This is a genomic window from Streptomyces sp. NPDC099050, assembly GCF_044759865.1.
In the GTDB taxonomy this organism is placed as follows: domain Bacteria; phylum Actinomycetota; class Actinomycetes; order Streptomycetales; family Streptomycetaceae; genus Streptomyces.
Genome location: NZ_JBIWAE010000005.1, coordinates 92,656 through 116,042 on the forward strand (window position 1 = coordinate 92,656; position 23,387 = coordinate 116,042).

The following is a 23,387-nucleotide window of genomic DNA, read 5'->3' on the forward strand; positions in this document are numbered from 1 at the left end:
CGGACCACACACGGGTGCGGTCGGGACTGACGGAGAGGGCCGCAACGTTATGGAAGAGCCGCGTCGCCTCGGCGGCCGGTACGAGCTGAGCCACGTGCTCGGCCGCGGTGGCATGGCCGAGGTCTACCTCGCCCACGACACCCGGCTCGGCCGTACCGTCGCCGTCAAGACCCTGCGCGCCGACCTCGCTCGTGACCCGTCCTTCCAGGCCAGGTTCCGCCGCGAGGCCCAGTCGGCCGCATCGCTCAACCACCCGGCGATCGTGGCCGTGTACGACACCGGCGAGGACTACGTCGACAACATCTCCATCCCGTACATCGTGATGGAGTACGTCGACGGCTCGACCCTGCGCGAGCTCCTGCACTCCGGCCGCAAGCTGCTGCCTGAGCGCACCCTGGAGATGTGCATCGGCATCCTCCAGGCGCTGGAGTACTCGCACCGCGCCGGCATCGTGCACCGCGACATCAAGCCCGCCAACGTCATGCTGACCCGCTCCGGCCAGGTCAAGGTCATGGACTTCGGCATCGCCCGCGCCATGGGCGACTCCGGCATGACCATGACGCAGACCGCTGCCGTCATCGGCACCGCCCAGTACCTCTCCCCGGAGCAGGCCAGGGGCGAGCAGGTCGACGCGCGCTCCGACCTCTACTCGGCCGGCTGCCTGCTGTACGAGCTCCTCGCGGTCCGGCCGCCGTTCATCGGCGACTCCCCGGTCGCGGTCGCCTACCAGCACGTACGGGAAGAGCCCCAGCCCCCGTCGAACTTCGACTCCGAGATCACGCCCGAGATGGACGCGATCGTGTTGAAGGCGCTGGTCAAGGACGCCGACTACCGCTACCAGTCCGCCGACGAGATGCGCGCCGACATCGAGGCCTGCCTCGACGGCCAGCCCGTAGCCGCCACCGCCTCCATGGGCGCCGCCGGCTACGGCTACCCCGACCAGGGCCACGGCTACGGACACCAGGGCTACGACCAGCCCACCACCGCCCTGCGCACCGCCGACCCGAACCAGACCTCCATGCTCCCGCCGATGCCCCCGGGCGACGGCGGCTACGGACACGGGCACGGGGACCAGGGCGGCTACGACCAGGGCGGCCGCGGCCGGCGTCCGCAGAAGAAGAGCAAGGCCTCCACGATCCTGCTGGTCACCGCCGGCATCCTCGTCCTGGTCGGCGCGATCCTCATCGGACGCACCCTCTTCGAGACCAAGGCCGACAACCGGCCCACGGTGCCCAAGCTCATCGGCGAAACCCTCGAAGCGGCCAAGGCGAACGGCACCAACGTCGGCATCGTCGTCGAAAAGGTCGGGGACATGCCCTGCGACGCCGCCCCCAAGGGCAGCGTCTGCGAGCAGGACCCCGCCGAGGGCACCAAGGTCGCCAAGAACTTCGTCGTCAAGGTGAAGGTCTCCACGGGCGCGGCCAAGGTCCTCGTGCCGAACGTCGTCAACCTGGCGATCGCCGACGCGGAGAAGGCGCTCCAGGAAAAGGGCTTCCAGATCGAGAAGAAGCTGGTCGAGCACCCGCGGCCCGCCGGCACCGTCATCGATCAGACGCCGAAGAGCGGCGAGGCCGAGCGGGGCTCGACGGTCACCCTCCAGGTCGCCAAGGAGATCTCCAAGGTCACCGTCCCCGACCTGACCGGCAAGACCCGGGAGGCGGCGATCAAGCTCCTCACCGACGCCAAGCTGAAGCTCGGCAGCCAGACGGAGGTGGACGCGCCCCCCGGCACGGCCCCCAAGACGGTCGTCAGCCAGGACCCCGGCCCGAGCAGCGAGGTCGAGGTCGGCACGACGGTCAACATCTCCATCGCCAAGGAGGTCCAGCAGCTCCAGGTCCCGAACCTGGTCGGCCGGACCATCAACCAGGCCAGGGCCGAGCTCGCCTCCAAGGGCCTGATCTTCGGATCCGTCCTGTCGGGCTCCTCGGACGGCAAGGCGCGGATCCTGAGCACGGACCCGCCGGTCGGCAGCCCGGTGGACCCCAACGCGGTGATCAACGTGAACACGGTCCCCGACAACCAGCAGAACGGCGGCAACGACGGCGGCAACGACGGCGGCGGCTTCTTCGGAGGCCTCGGCAACTAGCCCCGCAACCCCGAGCACGCCCGGCTCCGGCCCCTCTCCACGAGAGGGGCCGGACCCGTTTCGTACGTGTCTTCATATGTACGGAATTCGTTAGCCCGGACGGGGGTGGGCAGCAGGGCCCGCCCGGGAGGGACGGGTCATGATCAACGAGTCGGTGCTGCTGGAGTCCAGGACTCTGCGCACGAGCGTCCTGGAGCGGACGGAAGTGTTGGACAAGGTGAAGACGCTGTCACTGCTGCCGAACGGGCTGCATGTCACGACGGCGATGGTGGCGGCCTATTTCGAGGTCGGTATTAAGACCCTCGAATCTGTGGTGATCGATCACCGAGACGAACTCACGGTCAACGGTTATCAGGTTTTGACAGGTCCAGAACTGACCTCCTTTAAGGAGGTCAGTGGGCTCAACACCCGCGCCGCGGCCATCGCCCTGTGGTCCCGACGGGCGGTGCTGAATGCGGGCATGCTGCTCCGAGACAGCAAAGTCGCACGTCAGGTGCGTACGTACCTCCTCGACGCCGAGACCGAGGTCCGCACACGCCCTGTGGACAACTTTATCCACAGCCCCAGTTGGGACGGGCTCGACGAACGGATCGACAACCGCATCACCGACGTGCTCGGCAAGACCGTCGTACCGATGCTGAACGTCCTGATCGAGACGTCCGGCGAGCAGCGCCGCGAGCTGATCTCCCTCCGGGAGGACGTCCAGCAGATCCAGATGAGGCTCGTCGAGCACGACCTCCAGATCAGCCGGCTCCAGCGCGGCCAGGACGTGAGGGCCCCTCACCGGGGTCATCGGGACCATCGACGCGATGAACTGGAAGGAGTTCGAGCTGCACGTCGCAGAGCTGCTGCGGAGGGACGGGTGCACCGACGTCGAGGTGTACGGCGGGCACGGCGGCGACCGCGGGGTCGACATCACCGCCCGCACCGCCGACGGGCGGACCGTCGCCGTCCAGTGCAAGAACTTCGCGCCCTTCCGGCACGTGCTCAGCGGTGAGATGCAGAAGTTCCTGGGTGCCGCCAAAGTGCTCCGGCGGGCCGATGTGGCGCTCTACGTGGCCACCTGCGCCTTCACGCGGGAGTCCCTGGCCATCGCCGCTCAGGGGGGCGTCACGGCCGTCCACAGGGGGCTTCTGGAGGCCTGGAGCGCCGGGGTGCGGCTTCAGGTGCTGGGGTGATTTTGAAAGAGACAGGTTGTCGCTTTCAAACGAGGGTTGTCCACAGCAACCGCTGTCAGCGCAGCTCCGCCGGCAGGCTCCGCTTCGCGTCGACGTGTTCCGCGCGGACCAGTTCGCCCCACACGATGTAGCGGTACTTCGAGGTGTACACGGGGGTGCAGGTCGTCAAGGTGATGTAGCGGCCCGGAGCCGTGCGGCCCGACTCCTTGGGGACCGGGCTGATCGCGTCCACGTTGTACTTCGAGGTCTGCCTCAGCTCGGCGAAGACCTTGTACACGTACCAGGTGTCGCGGGTCTCGAAGACGATCGCGTCGCCGTTCTTCAGCTTGTCGATGTTGTGGAACTTGGCCCCGTGCCCGTCGCGGTGCGCCGCCAGCGCGAAGTTGCCGCCCGCCGGGTCCCCCGGGAGCGCCGACTTCACCGGCTCCGTGTAGTAGCCCGCGACCCCGTCGTTCAGGACCTCCGCGGCGGTGCCCCTTTTGACCAGCACCTCGCCGTTCTTCATCGCCGGCACGTGCAGGAAGCCGATCCCGCCCCGGGTGTCCAGCGCTCCCGGCGCCGCGGACGCCGCCTGCGCGGGCGCCCGGTCCCACTGCCGGCGCACCGCGTCCCCGCCCGCCGAGGCGTCCCGGTCCGCCAGGACGTTCGTCCACCACAGGGAGTACGCCACGAACAGCCCGAGCACCAGGCCCACCGTGATCAGGAGCTCGCCCAGCAGGCTCAGGAACCCCGCGAGGGCGCTGCGGCGCGGGGGCGGTGCGACACGTGACACTGCGGATCCTCTACGGGCTGTTCAGCTCGGGCGGAGCACCCTGGCTGCGGGGGCGTTCACCGGTCATCCTGCCCCATACGATCATCCGGTAGGTGCTGGTGAACTCCGGGGTGCAGGTGGTCAGCGTGATGTACCGGCCCGGCGAAGTGAAGCCCGATCCGACGGGCACCGGCTTGATGACCGACACGTTCGACGGCGGGGTCTGCGCGAGCTGCGAGGTCATCTCGTACGTGTAGTACGCGTCCCGGGTCTCCACCACGATCTTGTCCCCCGGCACCAGCCGGTTGATGTAGCGGAACGGTTCGCCGTGCGTGTTCCGGTGGCCCGCCAGGGCGAAGTTGCCCAGGGGATCGGCCGGCATCCCGGTCGCGAGCGGGCCGTCGGCGTAGTGGCCGACCATGCCCTTGTCGAGGACCTTGGCCTTGTTCGTGCCCTCCGCGACCGGCACCTTCACGTCCAGCTTCGGGATGTACAGGATCGCGAAGCCCTGGCCCGGCTCGAACGCCGCCACCGGCGGGGCGGCCGCCCCGGCCGGATCGCGGTCCCAGTTCTTGAGGAGCGAGCCGGCCGCGCTGTCGGCCGTCCGGCCCGCCAGGTAGTTCGTGTACCAGAGCTGGTAGCCGACGAAGAGGAGCATCACCACGCCCAGCGTGATGAACAGCTCCCCCGCGAGCCTGCTGACGACCACGACCGGCCCGCCCGAGGCCGGCCGCCTGCGCCGCCGGCCCCGGCCCTGTCCCCTGCTCTGTCCCCTGCTCTGGCCGCGGCCCCGGCGGCGCGTACGCGCGCGTTTCTCGGCCTCCTGCGCCGCCCTGCGTCGCGCTGCCCGGCCCTCGGTGGGCGCGGACGGCGCGAGCGCCGTCACGCGACGGCCTTGCCCACCACCGGGGCGAGCCCCACCGAGCGCTCCACCGCGCCCGCGTCTCCGCAGCGCACCAGCCAGTTCGCGAGCATCCGGTGGCCCCACTCGGTCAGCACGGACTCGGGGTGGAACTGCACGCCCTCCACGTCGTGCTCGCGGTGGCGCAGGCCCATGATGATCCCGTCCTCGGTCCGCGCCGTGACTTCGAGGGTGTCCGGGAGGGTCGGCGGCTCGGCCGCGAGGGAGTGGTAACGGGTCGCGGTGAACGGCGAGGGCAGTCCCTCGAAGACGCCGAGGCCCTCGTGGACCACCGGGGAGGTCTTGCCGTGCAGCAGTTCCGGAGCCCGGCCGACCACGCCCCCGTAGGCGACGGCCATCGACTGCATGCCGAGGCAGACGCCGAAGACCGGTACGCCCGTGTCCGCGCAGTGGCGGACCATGTCCACGCAGACGCCGGCCTCTTCCGGCGTGCCCGGGCCCGGGGACAGGAGGACGCCGTCGAAGCCGTCCTGGGCGTGGGCGAGCTCGACCTCGTCGTTGCGCAGCACCTCGCACTCGGCACCGAGCTGATAGAGGTACTGGACCAGGTTGAAGACAAAGCTGTCGTAATTGTCGACAACCAGAATGCGCGCGCTCACGGAGTCGCTCCCGATCCCTCGTCCACCGTCACATCGTTGAACGGAAGCAGCGGCTCGGCCCACGGGAAGACGTACTGGAACAGCACGAACACCACCGCGAGCACCAGCACGAGGGAGATCATCACGCGTACCCACGCGTTGCCCGGCAAATGCCGCCAGATCCAGCCGTACATGCCGCCTGTGTCCTTTTCGTCCACGATCGTTCAACGCACCGCGGGGGCGGTACGTCCACAGCCTAAAGCCACCCGCCCGGCGCGGAGGGTCACCTTGCCAAACCCTCCGGTGAGCCCTGGGCGAGGGTCCGCGTACCGGTCAGTTCGGCCCAGACCACGAGCCGGTGGCTGTGGCCCCATTCCGGGTCGCAGGTGGTCAGCGTCAGGTACTTGCCGGGCCCGGTGAAGGGTGAGCGGGCCGGTACCGGATCGACGACGCCGACCTCCGTGGGGAGGGTGCGCAGCACGTCGCCGCGGACGGTGTACGTGTACCAGCCGGCGGCGTCCTTGAGGATGACGAGGTCGCCGGGGCGCAGCTTGGGGATGTCCTTGAAGGGGTCCCCGTACGTGCGCCGGTGGCCGGCCACCGCGAAGTTCCCGGTGCCGCCGAGCCGGGCCGTCCCGGCGTAGTGGCCCAGGCCCTTCTTCAGCAGCTCCGTGCCCGTGCCCTCCAGGACCGGCTTGTTCCAGTCGGGCCCGAAGCGCGGGACGTACATCTCGGCGAAGGCCCGGCCCGGCGGGTACGCGGCGGTCTCGGGCCCGGCCGGGGCCGCCGAGGGCGCGGGCCGCGGGGCGGCCGCGGGCGCCGCGGCCCAGCGGTCGCGCATGCGGGCCATCTCCCCGTCCATGGCCTGGTCGGCCTTGACCCCGGTCCAGAGCAGGACGTAGGCCACGAAGAGCACGATGAGCGAGCCCGCGGTCAGGCACACCTCGCTGAACGTCCGTACCAGCAGGCGCGGCACGTCGACCTCACGGTCACGGGGTGGCGGACTCCAGCGGCTTCGCATAGTGGAGGTCCACTGTGCCGGAGTAGCCCGGAAGTGTCAGCGCCTTGTGCTCGTCCACTTTCCAGCCGAGCCCGTACGCGTTCACGTACAGCTGGTAGTTCTGCAGCGCCGGGGAGGCCGCGAGGGCCTTCTTCAGCGCGCCGGGGTCGCCGACGGCCGAAACCTTGTACGGGGGCGAGTACACCCGGCCCTGGAGGATCAGGGTGTTGCCCACGCAGCGCACGGCGCTGGTGGAGATCAGCCGCTGGTCCATGACCTGGATGCCCTGGGCGCCGCCCTGCCACAGGGCGTTGACCACGGCCTGGAGGTCCTGCTGGTGGATCACCAGGTCGTTGGGCTGCGGCTCGGGCACGTTGGGGATGCGCGCCGTGGCGTTCGGGGGCGCGTCGTTCAGGGTGACCGTCACGGCCTTGCCGGTGATCGCCTCGGTGCCGGAGGCCGCGCGCAGCGCGGCCAGCTTGGCGTCCTCGGCCTCGGTGCTGCCGTTGTCGCGGTCGGCGAGCGCGTCGACCTGGCCGCGCGCGGTGGCGGTGCTCTTCTCCAGCTCCAGATTGCTCTGGCTGCGCTCCTGGATCAGGTCGGACAGCTTGAGGAGCGAGGCGTCCGTCCGGATGTTCGTACCCTTGGAGGTGTTGAAGCTGGTGACGAAGATCAAGCCGGCGAGAGCGAAAACGGCGGCCGTGAGCAGCCGGACCGGTCTGGCACGGCGACGGGGACCCGCGGAGGAGTCGTCGGAATTGCTCAACGTACCCTTCTCCTTCAACGCCACAGGTCCACTACGCTAACGGACGCCCGGGGCAGGCCAGGTCCCCCGCCCATCGACAGGAGAGCCCCTCGTGCCGAAGTCACGTATCCGCAAGAAGGACGACTACACGCCGCCCCCCGCGCGGACGCCGCAGTCGATCAAGCTGACGAACCGCAACTGGGTCGCCCCGGTCATGCTGGCGTTCTTCTTGGTCGGCCTGGCGTGGATCGTCGTTTTCTATCTGTCCGAGACCCAGCTTCCGATCGAAGCCCTCGGAAATTGGAACATTGTGGTCGGATTCGGCTTCATTGCGGCAGGATTCGGCGTCTCCACGCAGTGGAAGTAGTCCACCTCCGCAAGCTCTCCCCATGAGTTATCCACAGCGTCATCCACACCTGAGGAAAAGACAGAAGATCTGTGGATAACTCTGTGGAGAGTTGACGCCGGTGTGATCAGGTGAGTACGGAAAGCTCGGCCGTCCGGATCGCGATCAGGGCTGTGGCCAGCAGAAACACCGCCACACAGGTGCCCCACTGGACGAATTTGCGATTCTGTGTGCCCATGTCCTTCGTGGGCCACAGGAAGCCCAGCGCGACCAGCGCACCGGTGAACAATCCACCGATATGGGCCTGCCAGGACACGTTCAGCCCCGGCATGAAGGTCAGCACCAGCATGAGCACCGCCATGGTGATCAGCGGGCGCATTTCGTACCGCATCCGGCGGAACAGCACCACCGTGGCGCCGAGCAGGCCGAAGACGGCGCCGGAGGCACCGAGGGTCGCGACGTTCGGCGCGGTCAGCAGGTAGACCACGGCGCTGCCGCCCAGCGCGGACAGCAGGTACACCGTGAGGTAGCGGACCCGGCCGAGGGCCTGCTCCAGCGGTCCGCCGATGAACCACAGGGCGAGCATGTTGCTGAAGACGTGCCACATCTCGACGTGCAGGAAGGCCGAGGTCCACAGCCGGTAGTACTCGCCGGTGGAGACCCCTTCGAGCGGCCCGCCCACCTGCTCCCGGTACCGGCCCAGCAACTCCAGCTGGATCGCCAGCCCGGGGAAGACGAAGGTCGCGAAGAACACCGCCACGCTGATCCCGATCAGGATCTTGGTGACCAGGTACGGATCCGCGGCCACCACCCCGCCCGCGACCGTCCGCGGAGCGTTGGCGGCGGGCCCGTGCCCCGTTCCCGAGCCTCCACGGACGCACTCGGGGCACTGGAAGCCGACCGAGGCACTGATCATGCACTCGGGGCAGATCGGCCGCTCACAGCGCGTACAGCTGATCCCGGTCTCGCGGTCCGGGTGCCGGTAGCAGCCCGGAAGACGGTCGGTGTCCATCAGTCCCCTCGGTCGGCGGAAAACGCAGCGGTGAGGCGGCGCATCCACCCGCGCCCGTCCGGTACGTATCGAGGACGGACGGGCGGGGCCGAAAGGTTCCCCTGCGGTCAGCGCTTCTCGATGACGACCGACTGGATGATCACGTCGTCGAGGGGGCGCTCGGTGCGCGGGTTGGTGGGAGCTGCGGCGATGGCGTCGACGATCTTCTGGCTGGCCCTGTCACCGATCTCGCCGAAAATGGTGTGCTTGCGCGTCAGCCAGGCGGTGGGGGCGACGGTGATGAAGAACTGCGAGCCGTTGGTGCCCGGGCCGGCGTTGGCCATCGCGAGCAGGTAGGGCTTGGTGAAGGCCAGGTCGGGGTGGAACTCGTCGGCGAACTGGTAGCCGGGGCCGCCGGTGCCGTTGCCCAGCGGGTCGCCGCCCTGGATCATGAACCCGCTGATGACGCGGTGGAAGAGGGTGCCGTCGTAGAGCGGGTCCGTGGTCTTCTGGCCGTCCGTGGGACGCGTCCACTCGCGCTCACCGGTGGCGAGTTCGACGAAGTTCCGCACGGTCTTCGGGGCGAAGTTCGGCAGAAGCTCGATCTCGATGTCGCCGTGGTTGGTCTTCAGGGTGGCGTAGAGCTTCTCGACCACGGATCTGCCTTCCCTCGTCATCACTGTCGGTCTCAGATCCTCCCACGGAGAGCTGCACCGGGCGGAAATCGTCCACTCGTATGCCCTGTCGCGCATGCCGGTCGACGGTATGGGAGGCATGATCCGACAAAGGGTGGAAAGGTGAACTGTGTCCGCCACCGAGGAGGAGGATCCCGTGACAGGCAAGGAAAGCGTGCGCCTGGCAGCTTCAAGTGCCAGGGATACGGCGCGGCACGCAGCGGAAGTGGTGGCGCCGTACGCGGAATCCGCCAAGCACGCTGCGGTGCATTACGCCCACGAAGCAAATGAACGGCTGGCGCCGAAGGTGTCCTACGCGGCCGGCGAGGCCGCCAAGCAGGCCCGCTCGACGTACTGCTGCCACGTACAGCCCCGGATCAAGTCGGCGCGCTCCCACGTGCCGCCGAACGTCGACCGGGCGGCGTCCAATGCCGTGAAGCAGACCCGCCTGGCGGCCCGCTCCGCCGTGGACTACACGCAGCCGCGGCTGGAGAGCGCCCTCGCGGCGGCCCAGCCGGTGGCCGAGGAGGCCGCGTCCCGGTCGACGGCGGCGCTGGCGGCGCTGCGCGGCCAGGTGTCGGCCAAGGAAGTCCAGAAGCTCGTGCGCAAGCACGAGCGGCGGGCGCGCTGCGGCCGGTGGTTCAAGGGCGCGGCAGTGGTCGGCGTCCTGGCGGGCGGGGCCTACGCCGCGTGGCGGTGGTGGGACCAGCAGTCGAACCCGGACTGGCTCGTCGAGCCGCCGGCCGCCACCGAGCTCGCGGCTCGGGGGGAGGCCCCGGCCTCCCTCGACGAGGAGCTGGCGGCGAAGGAGGCCCAGGCCGGGGCCTCGGACTTCGTGTCCGGCCTGGAAGCGCAGGCCGAGGCCGCGCAGGAGCGGATCGACGCGGAGGACGCGAAGCGCAAGCACCGCTGAGGAACGCGTGAAGGAATGAAGGCGGAGCAACGAGAGCGGGGCCCGGATCCTTTCCAGGATCCGGGCCCCGCTCTCGTGGTGTTCGTTCCTCGCTCCCCGCGCTAGCCGGGGAGGTTGAGCTTCATTCCCGGGTGGATCATGTCGGGGTTCGAGCCGATGACGCCCTTGTTCATCGCGTAGAGCTCGCGCCAGCGGCCCTCGTTGCCGAGTTCGCGGCGGGCGATCGCGGAGAGCGAGTCGCCCGGGCGGACGGTGTACGTGCGCTGCGCCTTGGGCGCGGGCTTCGGCATCGGGGCCGCGGGGACCGCCTTGTGCGCGGCGGACGCCGGCGTGGGCGTGTGCGGGGCGGGCTTCGCGGCGGGCATGGCCGGTGCGGCCTTGGGGGGCATCGGTGCGGCCTTGGGCGGCATCGGCGCGGCCTTCGGCGGCGCCGCCGCCGCCATGCGCTCGGCGGCCGCCTTGGTCGCCGCCGCCGAGTCGGTGTACTTGATCCCGGTGTCGGCGGGCATCGCGGACGGCGCCGCCGGGGCGGCCGCGGCCTGCTGTTGTACCTGCTCAGCCGCCTTTTCGGCGGCCTTCTCGGCTTGTTCCTTCTTCTTGTCGGACCTCATGAAGTCGAACAGTCCCATGTGCGTACGCCTCCGGCATGGTGGTGCCCCCCTGGGCTGATTGCCTTCCTCCACTGTCTGCCAGAAGGCGCGGGACGGCCCTGTGACGGGGCCATCCGGGGAACGGCCCCGGCTCTACTGGCGCGCCCGGCGGGCCGGCCTCGGGCTCTCCGACGGGGTCTCCAGATCGCCCTTGACCAGCAGGTTCAGCACCCGCACCACGGCCTCGCGGTCCGCCTCCGCGAGGGAGCCGAGCGCCTCGGCGTGCACCCGGTCGACGATGCGGCTGCTCTCCTTCGCCAGGGCCGCGCCCTTCTCCGTGACCACGATGACGCGGGCCCGGCGGTCCGTGCCGGACTGGCGCCGCTCGGCCAGCCCGGCCTTCTCCAGGGCGTCGACGGTGACGACCATCGTCGTCTTGTCCATGCCCCCGATCTCGGCGAGCTGGATCTGGGTCCGCTCCTCCCCCAGCGCGTGCACGAGCACGCAGTGCATCCGTGCCGTGAGCCCGACCTGGTCGAGCGCAGCCGCCATGCGGGTGCGCAGGACGTGACTGGTGTGGTCCAGGAGGAAGGAGAGGTCCGGCTCGTTCCGTGCTGCGGGTGCCATGGCTGTCATGTCCGCCAGTCTAGCAATTTCAGTCCCCAACAGATCGTCCGCAACGGAACTATCTGATACGGTCTTACCAAGTCAGCCCGCCGCTCACGACTGGGGACCCGATGCCTGCCACCTCCGCTCCCTCCACCTCCACCCCCGCTCCCGCCTCGCCCACCCCCGCCCCGGCCGCACCGCGCGGGCTGCGCTCCCGCTGGACCGCCCTCGGGGTACTGTCCACCGGCGTCCTGATGACCGTCCTCGACGGCAGCATCGTCACCGTCGCGATGCCGGCCATCCAGAAGGACCTGGGCTTCACCCCCGCCGGACTGAGCTGGGTCGTCAACGCCTACCTGATCGCCTTCGGCAGCCTGCTGCTGCTCGCCGGCCGGCTCGGTGACCTCATCGGCCGCAAGCGGATGTTCCTGGCCGGGACCGGCATCTTCACCGGAGCCTCCCTGCTCGCCGGATTCGCCGGCTCGCCCGAGGTGCTGATCGCCGCCCGGTTCCTGCAAGGCCTCGGCAGCGCCGTGGCCGCGGCCGTCAGCCTGGGCATCCTGATCACGCTGTTCACCGAGCCGCGCGAGCGGGCCAAGGCCATCGCCGTCTTCTCCTTCACCGGAGCGGCCGGAGCCTCCCTGGGCCAGGTGCTAGGCGGGGTCCTGACCGACGCCCTCGACTGGCACTGGATCTTCTTCATCAACCTGCCCATCGGACTCGCCGCCCTCGCCCTGGCCCTCCCCGCGCTCCCCTCCGATCGAGGACTGGGCCTGCGGGCCGGGGCCGACGTCATCGGCGCCCTGCTGGTCACCGCCGGCCTGATGCTCGGCATCTTCACCGTCGTCGAGGTGGAGCGCTACGGCTGGCTCTCGGCGCGCACCCTCGTCCTCGGCACGCTCTCGATCGCCCTGCTCGCCGGCTTCACCGCACGCCAGGCCAGGACCCGCACCCCGCTGGTACCGCTGCGCATCTTCCGTTCGCGGACCGTGGTCGGCGCGAACCTGGTCCAGATGCTGATGGTGGCCGCACTGTTCTCCTTCCAGGTCCTCGTCGCCCTGTACCTCCAGAACGTCCTCGGGTACGGAGCCGCCGAGACCGGCCTGGCGATGCTCCCGGCGGCCGTGGTGATCGGCGGGGTCTCCCTCTTCGCCTCTGCCCCGCTGAACGCCCGCTTCGGCGAGCGGGCCGTCCTGCTCGCCGGACTCGGGCTGCTCGTCGCCGCCCTCGGCCTGCTGACCCGGCTCCCGGTCCACGCCGACTACGTCACCGACCTGCTCCCCGTGATGCTGCTGGCCGCCGGCTTCGGCCTGGCCCTGCCCGCCCTCACCGCACTCGGGATGTCCGGCGCCGACGAGCGGGACGCGGGGCTCGCCTCGGGCCTGTTCAACACCACCCAGCAGATCGGCATGGCCCTCGGCGTCGCCGTCCTCTCCACTCTGGCGGCCGCCCGCACCGACTCCCTGCTCGGCACCGGCGCCGACCGCGCCGGCGCCCTGACCTCCGGCTACCACCTGGCCTTCGGCATCGGAGCCGGGCTGATGCTCACCGCGCTCGTGGCGGCGGCGACCCTGCTGCGGACCGGCCCGCGCCGGTGACTCCCGCCCGGTGTTTCACGTGAAACACCGGGCCGATGTTTCACGTGAAACACCGAAACACCGAAACACCGCAGACGACTGTGGGCCGCTCCACCGGAGCGGCCCACAGTCGTTCCACCAGGCCCTACTTCACGAAGAGGCCGTTCAGCGTGCCGTAGTCGACCGCCCCGTCCAGCGCCCCGTACGTCCCCTGCTCCAACACCTCCACCGCCGCGGCGCGGGCCGCCGTGTACGCCGCCTGCGCCACGCCGGTGCCGACACTGACCCGGCGCACTCCGGCCTTCGCCAGCTCGGTGACGGAGGGACCGCCCGGACCGGCCATCGCGTTGACCGGCAGCGGGCCCCGCGCGATCTCGCTCAGGACCTCCAGGTCCAGCAGCCCCGGCACGAAGATCCCGTCGGCCCCGGCGGCGGCGTACGCCTCCACCCGCGCCTGTACGTCGGCGAGGCGGCCGGACTCCTCACCGATCCCGAACAGGAAGACGTCGGTACGGGCGTTGATCACCAGTTCCGGCAGCCCGGCCTCGGTGGCCGCCGCACGGGCGGCGCGGATCCGCTCGGCCTGCTCCGCGGCGGTGCGGAGCGTACCGTCGGCCGACTTGGAGTCCTCCAGGTTGATCCCGACGGCTCCCACCGCCACCACCTCGCGCACGGTGGCCGCCACGTCCTCGTATCCGCCTTCGATGTCCACGGTGACCGGGACGTCCACGGCCGCGGCGATCCGGCCGGCCGCCGCCAGCATCTCCGCCTTCGTCGCGTGCTGCCCGTCCCCGCGGCCGATCGACCAGGCCACGCCCCCGCTGGTGGTGGCGATGGCCTGCGCACCGGCCGATTCGATCACCGCCGCGCTGCCCGCGTCCCAGGCATTGGGGAGAACGATGAGCGACGCGCCCAACTCCCGCAGCTTCAGCGCCTTCTCGGTGGTCTTCGCTTGCACGGGCATCCGAACTCTCCTCAGCCATCGTCTGCGAGTGATGATCGACTCGCCCCATAGGCAGAGGACTCTAACCGGCGGGCACGCCGGCCCTCCGGCCGGTTTCCGACGTGTTCCCCGTTGCCCGGCCATGACGGAGGGCCCACGAGGGCCCACGAGGGCCCACGTTCCGGTCGGTCACGATCCAGACGGCGACACCGCGCATGCGAGGCTCCGCCCCTTCCCGGACAATGGGCCGAGGAGTCGTGATGCGTACCGCCCTTCGTACAGCCCTCGTCACCGCCGCCCTCGCCGGAGCCCTCCTGGCCCCCGCCACGACGGCCGTCGCCGCGCCCGCCGCGCAGGCCGTGACCTCCCTCTCGGCGGTGACCGCGGTGACCGCGGTGCCGGCCGTGCCCGGGGACCCCTCCGGCAACGACCGCTACGACGGCGAGAAGGTCCTGGTCGCGAAGGGCACCCTGGCGGTGCTGCGCAACGGCGCCGAGGGCCCCGAGGTCTGGATCCGTGCCGTCGCCCCCGACTGGAAGCCCGGTGACGGCTGGGCCGGCCGCGTCCTGGCCAAGCTCGACCCCGCCCACGAGCGCGCCGTCGTCGCAGGCGTCCAGTACGACCTCAAGAGGATCGACTCCGGCCCGTACGAAGGCCGCTACGGCTTCGACGTCCGCGTCCTCGGCGAGGGCACCGCCAAGGGCCGGCACATCCTGCCGAAGGCCGCACCGTAACGCGTCAGGTGGCGGAGGCGCTCGGAGCGACCATCCACATCCTCGACCGGCGCGAGGAGTTCGCCGGTCAGTACGTCGCCCCCGCGATCGCCGCCCAGGCCGTCGTCGCGGGAGCGGGGAGCGCGCTCAGCGGGAGCGGAAGAAGCGCCGGACGTCCGCGACCAGCAAGTCGGGCTCTTCCAGGGCCGCGAAGTGGCCGCCGCGCTCGAACTCGGTCCACTGCACGATGTTGTTGGTCCGCTCGGCGAGGTGCCGCAGCAGGACGAAGTTCTCGTGCGGGAAGTGGGCCAGGGCGGTGGGCGCCTTCGACGGCTCGGGCGGTGCGCCCCAGTAGTCGGCGTGCGCGCGCTCGTAGTACAGCCGCGCGGAGGAGCCCGCCGTGGCCGTCAGCCAGTAGAGCATCACGTTCGTGAGGAGCAGGTCGCGGTCGACGGGAGAGCCCGTCCACTCCTCGAACTTCTCGGCGATCCAGGCGAGCTGGCCGACGGGCGAGTCGGTCAGGGCGTACGCGAGGGTCTGCGGGCGGGTGGACTGGATGTCCGCGTACCCCTGCCGGTCGCGGGCCCATTCCTCGAACCGCTCCCAGGACAGCCGGGTGCGCGCGGCCTGCTCCGGGGACAGGCCCAGCAGGTCAGCCGGTTCCGGCTCCCTCGCCATGTAGGCGTTCGGAATCAGATTCAGGTGGACGCCGATCACCTCGGGCCGGGTGCGGCCGATCTCGCGGGAGACGGCCGCGCCCCAGTCGCCGCCCTGGACCCCGTACCGCTCGTATCCCAGCCGCCTCATCAGCTCGGCGAAGGCGGCGGCTACGCGCCGGAACTCCCACCCCGACTCCCTGGTCGGCCCGGACAGACCGAAGCCGGGGATGCTCGGCAGGACCAGGTGGAAGGCGTCGGCCGGGTCGCCGCCGTGGGCGGCCGGGTCGATGAGCGGCCCGGCGACATCGGTGAACTCGACGATCGAGCCCGGCCATCCGTGGGTCATGAGCAGCGGGGTGGCGTCCGGCTCCGGAGACCGTATGTGCGCGAAGTGGACGTGCGCCCCGTCGATCTCGGTCGTGAACTGCGGCCATGCGTTGAGCTTGGCTTCGGCGGCCCGCCAGTCGTACGCGTGGCGCCAGTACCGCATCAGTTCCTTCAGGTGCCCGCCCGGAATTCCGTAGGCCCAGCCCGAGCCGGGGATCTCGTCCGGCCACCGGGTGCGATCCAGGCGTTCGTGGAGATCGTCCAGATCGGCTTGGGGGATGTCGATCCGGAACGGAGTGACGTTCTCTTCGGGGATCACGCGACGCATCCTCACTTCGACCGCAGCGTCGGCCGGTGGCCGGGCGCAGCTGGCAAAAAGGTCCCCTGATCTGCGTTGTCGCAGGTCAGGGGACCTTGGTGCACTGTGGAGCCTAGGAGATTCGAACTCCTGACATCTGCCTTGCAAAGGCAGCGCTCTACCAACTGAGCTAAGGCCCCGGATGTGGACGTACCGGTCCCCCGCGAGCGAGTGACCGTTCCGTAGGACAGAGTACCGGGTGTACCCCCTCATCCCGCAAAATGATAGGGACTCCCGCCCCGCGACCACTCTCCGTAAGATGCTCGCGAGGTTCGCACCAGCGAAGGGGAGTAGTAAGAGTGGACGCAGTACAGCAAGAGGCGACCGCCAGAGCCAGGGAACTCCAGCGGAGTTGGTACGGGGAGCCGCTCGGCGCGCTGTTCCGCCGGCTCATAGATGACCTCGGCTTGAACCAGGCCCGCCTCGCTGCCGTCCTCGGACTGTCGGCACCGATGCTGTCCCAGCTGATGAGCGGCCAGCGGGCCAAGATCGGCAACCCCGCCGTGGTCCAGCGGGTCCAGGCGCTCCAGGATCTCGCCGGCCAGGTGGCCGACGGGAGCGTCAGCGCGGGAGAGGCGACCGACCGGATGGACGAGATCAAGAAGACCCAGGGAGGTTCCGTCCTCAGCAACAGCACCAGCCAGGCCGCCACCGGTTCCGGCGCACCCACCGTCAAGCGCGTCGTGCGCGAGATCCAGTCGCTGCTGCGCTCGGTCTCGGCGGCCGGCGACATCATCGACGCGGCGGACACCCTCGCCCCGACCCACCCGGAACTGGCAGAGTTCCTCAGGGTGTACGGAGCGGGCCGCACCTCCGACGCCGTCGCGCACTACGAGGCGCACCAGAACTGACACGCGACGCACGCGAAGAACGCGACGCGCGCGACGGACACAGCTGACGACGGGGGACGGGCGCAGCAATGGGTGAGATCTTCGCCGGCCGGTACGAACTGATCGACCCGATCGGACGTGGCGGCGCTGGCGCCGTATGGCGAGCCTGGGACCACCGGCGCCGCCGGTACGTCGCAGCGAAGGTCCTCCTGCACAGTGATGCCCACACCCTGCTGCGGTTCGTCCGCGAGCAGGCCCTGCGGATCGATCACCCGCACGTACTGGCCCCGGCCAGCTGGGCGGCGGACGACGACAAGGTCCTCTTCACCATGGACCTCGTCGCCGGCGGCTCCCTCGCCCATGTGATCGGGGACTACGGGGCGTTGCCGCCCCGGTTCGTGTGCACGCTGCTCGACCAGCTCCTGTCGGGGCTGGCGGCGGTGCATGCGGCAGGTGTCGTGCACCGCGACATCAAACCGGCCAACATCCTGATGGAGGCCACCGGAACCGGGCGGCCGCACCTGCGGCTGTCCGACTTCGGCATCGCCATGCGCAAGGGCGAGCCCCGGCTGACCGAGACCGCCTACGTGGTCGGCACCCCGGGCTATCTGGCCCCCGAACAACTCCTCGGCTCCGAGCCGGACTTCACCGCCGACCTGTTCGCCGTCGGACTGGTCGGCCTCTACCTCCTCCAGGGCAGCAAGCCCGACTCCCAGGCCCTCGCGGAGCAGTTCTTCACCCACGGCACCCCCGACGCTCCCGAGGGCGTTCCCGCGCCGCTGTGGGACGTCCTGGCCGCGCTGCTCCAGCCGGACCCCCGGAGCAGGTTCCAGACGGCCACCGGGGCGCGCAAGGCCCTCGCCGAGGCCGTGGAACTGCTCCCGCCGCCCGGCCCGGACGTGGATCCCGTCGAGGTGTTCGACCAACTGGGCCCGGTGCCACACGATTTCACGCCCCGGGCACTGCGCGAAGCGGCCTCCGAAGCCCCGCCGACGGCCGGGACGACGGACCGTCCCACCCCGTCCACCGGGCCCACCCCGCCCACCGGTGCCGCGCAGCCCTCCTCCGCCCCCGCGCCGGTCACCGCGCCCGTCCCCCCTCCCCTCGGCGTGTTCGGCCCCTCGGAGACGGGCAGCTTCCACCTCCCGCCGCCCCAGTCGGCCACCGCCCCGACCCCGCAGACCGCGCAGACCCCGCAAACGGTGCCGACCGGGCCGACGGCCCCGCATCCGTACGCGCAGCCCCAGCCCCAGCCCCAGCCCCAGCCGGTCCCTCCGGCCGTACCCCGCGCGAGCACCCTCGCGCCCCCGCCCGCCAAGGTCACCGCCGGGATCCTGCTCGCCGCCGTCCTGTGCTTCGCCGTCGGGATCTGGGCGCTGACCCAGGTCTAGGAGGCCCGCCGCCAGGAGGCCCGCCGCCGGGACAGCAGGGTCCAGCCGCCCAGTACGAGCAGCAGCAGCGTCCCCGCACCGAAGCCGGCGCCCGCGACCACCCGCATCACCGACCGGTTCTCCGCGGCGGCTTCGGCCTCCACGGCCGTGGAGCCCTCCTTGGCGGCCGTACGGTCCCCGGCTCCCACCCCGAACCCGCCGGCCGCGGGGTCCTCCGCGTAGGCCGGCGCCTTGCCCGGCATCCCGATGATCTGCGTGCGCAGGGTCAGCGGGACGGGCACCTCGTCCCGGGTGAACTCCCCGACCTTCCCCGCCATGGTCACCGCGACGTAGTACCAGCCGGCCACCCTGACCGCCCCAAGCATCCGGTCGGAGGCGAAGCGGTTCTCGTAGGCCACCGGCGGTGTCCGCGGCAGGGTGAGCCCCGCCTGCTTCCCGTCGTACGCGGCGTCCTCGCTGCCGATCAGCGACCGGTAGGGGCTGTACAGCGAGACGGAGAGCCCGGGCGAGGCGTACCCGGAGTCCTTCGTCAGCGTGGCGGCGGAGAGTTCGGCCGCGAGCCCGAGCTGCTGCCCCCAGTCGAGCGGCACCCGGTAGAAGCGGGTCTGCCCGGGCCGCAGCTCGTCGCTCCAGACGCCGCTGTCCAGCGCCCGCGCGTCGTTGAAGCCGGTCCCGCCGGCCCGCGGCGCCGCGTCGCTGCCCGGCAGGGTCGGGGAGGCCGAGGGCCAGACGCTGGGCGCCGCGGTGGGCGCGTTGCCGCCGCCGAGCTTCGGCTCGCGCTGGACCCGCAGTTCCAGGGGCCAGGACGACGGGTCGCCGTCCTTGGCCGTCTCCCGCGTGACCTTGACGTAGTAGGGGCCGCCCCCCTGGCAGTCGCCGTCCTCCCGCATGATCCGGCCGCCCACCGCGCTGATGGGGACGGGGTCGTAGCCGAAGGACGCCCGTCCCGGACCGCTCTGGCAGGAACGGTTCTCGATGCTGAGGACCTCCACCTCCAGGCCGTCGCTGTAGCTCACCTTGGCGCCGCCCGGGGGCTGGAGCACCGCGGAGACGTACACGCTCGAACTGTCGTCGAGGTTGAGCGCGTAGTACCGCTCCCCCGGTGCGATCGAGTCCTTGTAGACCGACCCGGTCTTCAACTGCGGCGCTCCGGCCGTGGAGGGCTTCCCCGCGACCGCCAACGCCCCGTCGGCGCCCCGGTAGGCGGGCACCGGCTGCGGGCTCCCCGCCGCGCCCGCGGTCCCCGGGAGGGCCGCGGCCAGCCCGAGGGCGGCCAGCGTCGCCGCGGCGGCCGTCCGTACCCGACGTACCCCACCCATCACACGCACCCACCCCGAGTTTGCCAACGCAAGCAACTTCTTTGCATACCGCAATAATTCGTCACAGAGCAGCACAAAGCCCCGACCGCAGCGGCAGTCGGGGCTCTGAGATCAACCTCGGGTCTCACACACCGGAACCAGAAGGCACGGAGTCGGTTGCCTCCGTCCACAGGTCCTGCTCCGCACGGTCCGCCTGGATCTGGCGGTACACGAGGAGCCCGCCGATGGCGGCCAGTGCGACCAGGAGCAGCTTCTTCACCGCGCGACCTCGTCTTTCGTTGACGTAGGAGACTTCTGGCGCCCAACAATACACACCGACCGATACCGATCGGTGACCTACCGCCCGACGAACCGACCCACCCGCCGACCCACCAACCGGCCCAACGACAAAGACCCCCAGGCCATGGGCCTGAGGGTCTTCGACACTGTGGGGCTAACAGGATTTGAACCTGTGGCCTCATCCTTATCAGGGATGCGCTCTAACCAACTGAGCTATAGCCCCATCCGCGCTGCGCGCTGACTTCTGAAGGTTAGCGCACAGACCCGGTGACTCCAAAATCGGTTCCCGTGACCCGTCTGCGCAGGTCACCAGCCCCGTATTCGGAGCTCCTACTCGTCCTCGGCGAGCGTCAGCTCCACACCGCCGACGAAGCCCGCCGACAGGTTGTAGATGAACGCGCCCAGGGTCGCCAGCGCCGTCATGAGCACCACGTCGATGACCGAGATCACCGTCGTGAAGATCAGAACGCGCGGCAGCGAAAGGAAGGTCTGGAGGTCGAAGCCGTTGCTCTCGTTCGAGCCGGTCGCCTCACTGATCGTGCCGCCGACGCTGGAGAAGATGCCCATGGCGTCCATGACCATCCACAGCACCACCGACGCGACGATCGTGCACACGCCCAGCGCGATCGACAGCAGGAAGCTGACCTTCATCACCGACCAGGGGTCGGCCTTGGCCACCCGGAGCCGCGCCTTGCGCGTCCTGGGCGCCATACGGGCCCCCGTGCGCGGCTTGCGCTGCGCACCGGGGTCGCCCGCCCCCCGCGGCGCACCGGGGCCCTGGGGCACCGAGTACGCCTGCGGCGGGTGGTAGGGCTGCTGAGGGCCGGCCCCGGCCTGAGTCTGGTGCGACTGAGGCGCTTGGGGCGGCTGCGGTCCTCGGGTGTCCGTCACGGTTCCCCCCTGAGAGTCCGCGGCGGGGCCACGGGCACCGTTCGCTCCAGTGTGGGCCGGTCCGGCGCCCGTGGCTCCGCTCACGCTTACTCCTCGTGCTCCCCAGCCGAGGGCTCCGTGCCCTCGGCAGCCTCCGCGGCCTGTCCTTCGACAGCCGCGTCGGTCCCGATCTCGTTCTCGCTGTCGTCGGCCTCGTCAGTTTCCTGACCGGCCTCCGCGTTGCGGGCGATGCCGACGACGGCATCGCGCTTGCCCAGGTTGATCAGCTGGACGCCCATGGTGTCACGGCCGGTCTCCCGTACTTCGTTGACGCGCGTACGAATCACACCGCCGCCGAGCGTGATGGCGAGGATTTCGTCCGTTTCGTCCACCACGAGCGCCCCGACGAGCGAGCCGCGGTCCTCCACGATCTTCGCCGCCTTGATGCCCAGGCCGCCACGGCCCTGGACGCGGTACTCCTCCACCGGCGTCCGCTTGGCGTAGCCGCCGTCGGTCGCGGTGAAGACGAAGGTACCCGGCCGGACCACGCTCATGGAGAGCAGTTCGTCCCCACCCCGGAAACTCATGCCCTTCACGCCCGAAGTGGCGCGGCCCATCGGGCGCAGCGCGTCGTCGGTCGCCGTGAAGCGGATCGACTGCGCCTTCTTGCTGATGAGCAGCAGGTCGTCCTCGGCGGAGACCAGCTCGGCGCCGATCAGCTCGTCGTCGCTGCCGTCCTCGGTCTCCCGGAGGTTGATCGCGATGACGCCACCCGAACGGGGCGAGTCGTAGTCCTTGAGCGCCGTCTTCTTCACCAAGCCGCCCTTGGTGGCCAGGATCAGGTACGGGGCGATCTCGTAGTCGCGGATCGCGAGGATCTGGGCGATCTTCTCGTCCGGCTGGAAGGCCAGCAGGTTCGCCACGTGCTGCCCGCGCGCGTCACGGCCGGCGTCCGGGAGCTCGTACGCCTTGGAGCGGTAGACCCGGCCCTTGTTCGTGAAGAACAGCAGCCAGTGGTGCGTGGTGGACACGAAGAAGTGGTCGACGAGGTCGTCCTGCTTCAGCTTCGTGCCGCGCACGCCCTTGCCGCCGCGCTTCTGCGAGCGGTAGTCCTCGGTCTTGGTGCGCTTGACGTACCCGCCGTGGGTGATCGTGACGACGATGTCCTCTTCGGCGATCAGGTCCTCCATGGACATGTCGCCGTCGAAGGGCACCAGCTTGGAACGCCGGTCGTCGCCGAACTTCTCGACGATGGCCGCCAGTTCCTCGCTGACGATCTGACGCTGGCGCTCCTCGGAGGCCAGGATCGCGTTGTACTCGTTGATCTTCGCCTGGAGCTCGTCGTGCTCGGCGACGATCTTCTGCCGCTCCAGGGCCGCGAGGCGGCGGAGCTGCATCTCCAGGATCGCGTTCGCCTGGATCTCGTCGATCGACAGCAGGCCCATCAGGCCCTCGCGGGCGATCTCGACCGTGTTGCTGCGCCGGATCAGCGCGATGACCTCGTCGATCGCGTCCAGCGCCTTGAGCAGACCGCGCAGGATGTGGGCGCGCTCCTCCGCCTTGCGCAGGCGGAACTTCGTGCGCCGGACGATGACCTCGATCTGGTGCGTCACCCAGTGGCGGATGAACGCGTCGATCGACAGCGTGCGCGGCACGCCGTCCACCAGCGCCAGCATGTTCGCGCCGAAGTTCGTCTGCAGGTCGGTGTGCTTGTACAGGTTGTTCAGCACGACCTTGGCGACGGCGTCGCGCTTGAGCACGATCACCAGGCGCTGGCCGGTCCGGGACGAGGTCTCGTCGCGGACGTCGGCGATGCCGCCGACCTTGCCGTCCTTCACCAGGTCGGCGATCTTCTGCGCCAGGTTGTCGGGGTTGGTCTGGTACGGAAGCTCCGTGACCACCAGGCACTGGCGGTTCTGGATCTCCTCGACCTCGACCACCGCGCGCATCGTGATGGAGCCGCGACCGGTCCGGTACGCCTCCTCGATGCCCTTGCGGCCCACGACCAGGGCGCCCGACGGGAAGTCCGGGCCCTTGATCCGCTCGAGGAGCGCGTCCTGGAGCTCCTCGTGCGAGGCCTCCGGGTGCTCCAGCGCCCACTGGGCGCCGGCCGCGACCTCGCGCAGGTTGTGCGGCGGGATGTTGGTGGCCATGCCGACCGCGATGCCCGCCGAACCGTTGATCAGCAGGTTCGGGAACCGCGCCGGCAGGACGGTGGGCTCCTGGTTGCGGCCGTCGTAGTTGTCCTTGAAGTCGACGGTCTCCTCGTCGATGTCCCGGAGCATCTCCATGGCCAGCGGCATGAGCTTGCACTCGGTGTAGCGCATCGCGGCCGCCGGGTCGTTGCCCGGGGAGCCGAAGTTGCCGTTGGAGTCCACCAGCGGCATGCGCAGCGACCACGGCTGGGCCAGGCGGACCAAGGCGTCGTAGATCGAGGAGTCACCGTGCGGGTGGTACGTGCCCATGACGTCACCGACGACGCGGGCGCACTTGTAGAAGCCCTTCTCGGGCCGGTAGCCGCCGTCGTACATCGCGTACAGCACGCGGCGGTGGACCGGCTTGAGGCCGTCCCGTACGTCGGGCAGCGCGCGGGAGACGATGACGGACATCGCGTAGTCGAGGTAGGAGCGCTGCATCTCCGTCTCGAGCCCGACGGGCTCGATGCGTACGACGGGCTGCTCCTCCGCGGATTCCGCGGCGGTGGGCGTGATTTCGTCGGCCATTGCTGGTCAAAGGTC

24 protein-coding genes, 2 tRNA genes and 1 pseudogene are annotated in these 23,387 nt (G+C 70.2%); 8 read left to right on the top strand and 19 right to left on the bottom strand.

Annotated features, from left to right (window positions below):
• Positions 1–49: 49 nt before the first annotated feature.
• The gene (gene pknB, locus ACIQV3_RS10585; protein WP_403711806.1) at positions 50–2,086 is read left to right on the top strand and encodes a Stk1 family PASTA domain-containing Ser/Thr kinase; all 2,037 of its coding nucleotides are present in this window, start codon (positions 50–52) and stop codon (positions 2,084–2,086) included.
• A gap of 229 nt (positions 2,087–2,315) precedes the next feature.
• Here the strand turns inward: pknB and ACIQV3_RS10590 are convergent, their stop codons facing one another.
• Entirely contained in the window at positions 2,316–2,888 is a 573-nt protein-coding gene (locus ACIQV3_RS10590) for a hypothetical protein (RefSeq protein ID WP_403711808.1), read from the bottom strand.
• 7 nt (positions 2,889–2,895) lie between these two features.
• On the opposite strand from ACIQV3_RS10590, the gene ACIQV3_RS10595 reads away from it, so the two are divergent.
• The gene (locus ACIQV3_RS10595; protein WP_403711809.1) at positions 2,896–3,264 is read left to right on the top strand and encodes a restriction endonuclease; all 369 of its coding nucleotides are present in this window, start codon (positions 2,896–2,898) and stop codon (positions 3,262–3,264) included.
• Between the two features lie 55 nt (positions 3,265–3,319).
• Here ACIQV3_RS10595 and ACIQV3_RS10600 read toward each other — a convergent pair whose 3' ends face one another.
• The 6 genes and pseudogenes from ACIQV3_RS10600 to ACIQV3_RS10625 form a co-directional block, all read right to left on the bottom strand.
• On the bottom strand, positions 3,320–4,036 hold the full coding sequence (locus ACIQV3_RS10600) for a class E sortase (RefSeq protein ID WP_403711811.1): 717 nt from the start codon (positions 4,034–4,036) through the stop codon (positions 3,320–3,322).
• 10 nt (positions 4,037–4,046) lie between these two features.
• A pseudogene (locus tag ACIQV3_RS10605) lies at positions 4,047–4,694 on the bottom strand (class E sortase); the annotation flags it as partial.
• 203 nt (positions 4,695–4,897) lie between these two features.
• Positions 4,898–5,536 (bottom strand): aminodeoxychorismate/anthranilate synthase component II, encoded by a 639-nt coding sequence (locus ACIQV3_RS10610; protein ID WP_254382122.1) that lies wholly within the window; start codon positions 5,534–5,536, stop codon positions 4,898–4,900.
• Positions 5,533–5,733, bottom strand: a complete 201-nt coding sequence (locus ACIQV3_RS10615; RefSeq protein ID WP_254382427.1) for a hypothetical protein — start codon at positions 5,731–5,733, stop codon at positions 5,533–5,535. The genes ACIQV3_RS10610 and ACIQV3_RS10615 overlap by 4 nt, the downstream gene beginning before the upstream one ends.
• A gap of 65 nt (positions 5,734–5,798) precedes the next feature.
• Entirely contained in the window at positions 5,799–6,491 is a 693-nt protein-coding gene (locus tag ACIQV3_RS10620) for a class E sortase (RefSeq protein WP_403711813.1), read from the bottom strand.
• Positions 6,492–6,504: 13 nt separating this feature from the next.
• A complete protein-coding gene (locus tag ACIQV3_RS10625) occupies positions 6,505–7,281 on the bottom strand; it encodes a DUF881 domain-containing protein (protein ID WP_403711815.1) in 777 nt (258 codons plus the stop codon).
• 91 nt (positions 7,282–7,372) lie between these two features.
• On the opposite strand from ACIQV3_RS10625, the gene crgA reads away from it, so the two are divergent.
• Positions 7,373–7,627, top strand: coding sequence for a cell division protein CrgA (crgA, locus tag ACIQV3_RS10630; protein ID WP_403711817.1), 255 nt, complete (start codon positions 7,373–7,375; stop codon positions 7,625–7,627).
• Positions 7,628–7,733: 106 nt separating this feature from the next.
• Here crgA and ACIQV3_RS10635 read toward each other — a convergent pair whose 3' ends face one another.
• On the bottom strand, positions 7,734–8,618 hold the full coding sequence (locus ACIQV3_RS10635; protein ID WP_403711818.1) for a rhomboid family intramembrane serine protease: 885 nt from the start codon (positions 8,616–8,618) through the stop codon (positions 7,734–7,736).
• A gap of 107 nt (positions 8,619–8,725) precedes the next feature.
• The gene (locus ACIQV3_RS10640) at positions 8,726–9,253 is read right to left on the bottom strand and encodes a peptidylprolyl isomerase (protein WP_403711820.1); all 528 of its coding nucleotides are present in this window, start codon (positions 9,251–9,253) and stop codon (positions 8,726–8,728) included.
• 175 nt (positions 9,254–9,428) lie between these two features.
• On the opposite strand from ACIQV3_RS10640, the gene ACIQV3_RS10645 reads away from it, so the two are divergent.
• The gene (locus ACIQV3_RS10645) at positions 9,429–10,184 is read left to right on the top strand and encodes a DUF5324 family protein (protein WP_403711822.1); all 756 of its coding nucleotides are present in this window, start codon (positions 9,429–9,431) and stop codon (positions 10,182–10,184) included.
• A 101-nt stretch (positions 10,185–10,285) separates the two neighbouring features.
• Here ACIQV3_RS10645 and ACIQV3_RS10650 read toward each other — a convergent pair whose 3' ends face one another.
• Both ACIQV3_RS10650 and ACIQV3_RS10655 read right to left on the bottom strand, forming a co-directional pair.
• Positions 10,286–10,813, bottom strand: a complete 528-nt coding sequence (locus ACIQV3_RS10650; protein ID WP_403711824.1) for a LysM peptidoglycan-binding domain-containing protein — start codon at positions 10,811–10,813, stop codon at positions 10,286–10,288.
• Between the two features lie 114 nt (positions 10,814–10,927).
• The gene (locus ACIQV3_RS10655) at positions 10,928–11,410 is read right to left on the bottom strand and encodes a MarR family winged helix-turn-helix transcriptional regulator (RefSeq protein WP_403711826.1); all 483 of its coding nucleotides are present in this window, start codon (positions 11,408–11,410) and stop codon (positions 10,928–10,930) included.
• A gap of 101 nt (positions 11,411–11,511) precedes the next feature.
• Here ACIQV3_RS10655 and ACIQV3_RS10660 point away from each other — a divergent pair, with 101 nt between their 5' ends.
• Positions 11,512–12,981 carry an MFS transporter gene (locus ACIQV3_RS10660; RefSeq protein WP_403711828.1) on the top strand — a complete coding sequence of 490 codons (1,470 nt, stop codon included), beginning with the start codon at positions 11,512–11,514 and terminating at the stop codon, positions 12,979–12,981.
• Between the two features lie 124 nt (positions 12,982–13,105).
• Here ACIQV3_RS10660 and ACIQV3_RS10665 read toward each other — a convergent pair whose 3' ends face one another.
• The gene (locus tag ACIQV3_RS10665; RefSeq protein WP_403711830.1) at positions 13,106–13,924 is read right to left on the bottom strand and encodes an isocitrate lyase/phosphoenolpyruvate mutase family protein; all 819 of its coding nucleotides are present in this window, start codon (positions 13,922–13,924) and stop codon (positions 13,106–13,108) included.
• Between the two features lie 239 nt (positions 13,925–14,163).
• Between ACIQV3_RS10665 and ACIQV3_RS10670 the strand changes: the two genes are divergently transcribed.
• Positions 14,164–14,637, top strand: a complete 474-nt coding sequence (locus ACIQV3_RS10670) for a hypothetical protein (protein ID WP_403711832.1) — start codon at positions 14,164–14,166, stop codon at positions 14,635–14,637.
• Positions 14,638–14,763: 126 nt separating this feature from the next.
• On the opposite strand, the gene ACIQV3_RS10675 is transcribed toward ACIQV3_RS10670, so the two are convergent.
• Both ACIQV3_RS10675 and ACIQV3_RS10680 read right to left on the bottom strand, forming a co-directional pair.
• A complete protein-coding gene (locus ACIQV3_RS10675; RefSeq protein ID WP_403711833.1) occupies positions 14,764–15,921 on the bottom strand; it encodes an epoxide hydrolase family protein in 1,158 nt (385 codons plus the stop codon).
• Between the two features lie 106 nt (positions 15,922–16,027).
• Positions 16,028–16,100, bottom strand: a tRNA-Ala gene (locus ACIQV3_RS10680).
• Between the two features lie 159 nt (positions 16,101–16,259).
• On the opposite strand from ACIQV3_RS10680, the gene ACIQV3_RS10685 reads away from it, so the two are divergent.
• Both ACIQV3_RS10685 and ACIQV3_RS10690 read left to right on the top strand, forming a co-directional pair.
• Positions 16,260–16,811 (top strand): DNA-binding protein, encoded by a 552-nt coding sequence (locus tag ACIQV3_RS10685; RefSeq protein ID WP_243331094.1) that lies wholly within the window; start codon positions 16,260–16,262, stop codon positions 16,809–16,811.
• A 68-nt stretch (positions 16,812–16,879) separates the two neighbouring features.
• On the top strand, positions 16,880–18,181 hold the full coding sequence (locus ACIQV3_RS10690; RefSeq protein WP_403711836.1) for a serine/threonine-protein kinase: 1,302 nt from the start codon (positions 16,880–16,882) through the stop codon (positions 18,179–18,181).
• Here the strand turns inward: ACIQV3_RS10690 and ACIQV3_RS10695 are convergent.
• From ACIQV3_RS10695 to gyrA, 5 genes are all read right to left on the bottom strand, one after another.
• Positions 18,178–19,500: a hypothetical protein gene (locus ACIQV3_RS10695; RefSeq protein WP_403711838.1), complete on the bottom strand. Its 1,323-nt coding sequence runs from the start codon at positions 19,498–19,500 to the stop codon at positions 18,178–18,180. The two genes, ACIQV3_RS10690 and ACIQV3_RS10695, sit on opposite strands and share 4 nt — an antisense overlap.
• A gap of 124 nt (positions 19,501–19,624) precedes the next feature.
• Positions 19,625–19,759 (bottom strand): DLW-39 family protein, encoded by a 135-nt coding sequence (locus tag ACIQV3_RS10700; protein ID WP_208809277.1) that lies wholly within the window; start codon positions 19,757–19,759, stop codon positions 19,625–19,627.
• A gap of 169 nt (positions 19,760–19,928) precedes the next feature.
• Positions 19,929–20,002 (bottom strand) — tRNA-Ile (locus tag ACIQV3_RS10705).
• Positions 20,003–20,109: 107 nt separating this feature from the next.
• Positions 20,110–20,754 carry a DUF3566 domain-containing protein gene (locus ACIQV3_RS10710; protein ID WP_403711840.1) on the bottom strand — a complete coding sequence of 215 codons (645 nt, stop codon included), beginning with the start codon at positions 20,752–20,754 and terminating at the stop codon, positions 20,110–20,112.
• Between the two features lie 2 nt (positions 20,755–20,756).
• Positions 20,757–23,372 carry a DNA gyrase subunit A gene (gene gyrA, locus ACIQV3_RS10715; protein ID WP_403711842.1) on the bottom strand — a complete coding sequence of 872 codons (2,616 nt, stop codon included), beginning with the start codon at positions 23,370–23,372 and terminating at the stop codon, positions 20,757–20,759.
• Positions 23,373–23,387 lie beyond the last annotated feature (15 nt).

Excerpts from the sequence above, each read along its gene's own strand:
- ACIQV3_RS10660 (WP_403711828.1), top strand. The coding sequence starts at position 11,512 with ATGCCTGCCACCTCCGCTCCCTCCACCTCCACCCCCGCTCCCGCCTCG.
- gyrA (WP_403711842.1), bottom strand. The coding sequence starts at position 23,372 with ATGGCCGACGAAATCACGCCCACCGCCGCGGAATCCGCGGAGGAGCAG.
- ACIQV3_RS10595 (WP_403711809.1), top strand. The coding sequence starts at position 2,896 with ATGAACTGGAAGGAGTTCGAGCTGCACGTCGCAGAGCTGCTGCGGAGG.
- ACIQV3_RS10670 (WP_403711832.1), top strand. The coding sequence starts at position 14,164 with ATGCGTACCGCCCTTCGTACAGCCCTCGTCACCGCCGCCCTCGCCGGA.
- ACIQV3_RS10665 (WP_403711830.1), bottom strand. The coding sequence starts at position 13,924 with ATGCCCGTGCAAGCGAAGACCACCGAGAAGGCGCTGAAGCTGCGGGAG.
- ACIQV3_RS10650 (WP_403711824.1), bottom strand. The coding sequence starts at position 10,813 with ATGGGACTGTTCGACTTCATGAGGTCCGACAAGAAGAAGGAACAAGCC.
- ACIQV3_RS10655 (WP_403711826.1), bottom strand. The coding sequence starts at position 11,410 with ATGACAGCCATGGCACCCGCAGCACGGAACGAGCCGGACCTCTCCTTC.
- ACIQV3_RS10590 (WP_403711808.1), bottom strand. The coding sequence starts at position 2,888 with ATGGTCCCGATGACCCCGGTGAGGGGCCCTCACGTCCTGGCCGCGCTG.
- ACIQV3_RS10690 (WP_403711836.1), top strand. The coding sequence starts at position 16,880 with ATGGGTGAGATCTTCGCCGGCCGGTACGAACTGATCGACCCGATCGGA.
- ACIQV3_RS10695 (WP_403711838.1), bottom strand. The coding sequence starts at position 19,500 with ATGGGTGGGGTACGTCGGGTACGGACGGCCGCCGCGGCGACGCTGGCC.
- pknB (WP_403711806.1), top strand. The coding sequence starts at position 50 with ATGGAAGAGCCGCGTCGCCTCGGCGGCCGGTACGAGCTGAGCCACGTG.
- ACIQV3_RS10635 (WP_403711818.1), bottom strand. The coding sequence starts at position 8,618 with ATGGACACCGACCGTCTTCCGGGCTGCTACCGGCACCCGGACCGCGAG.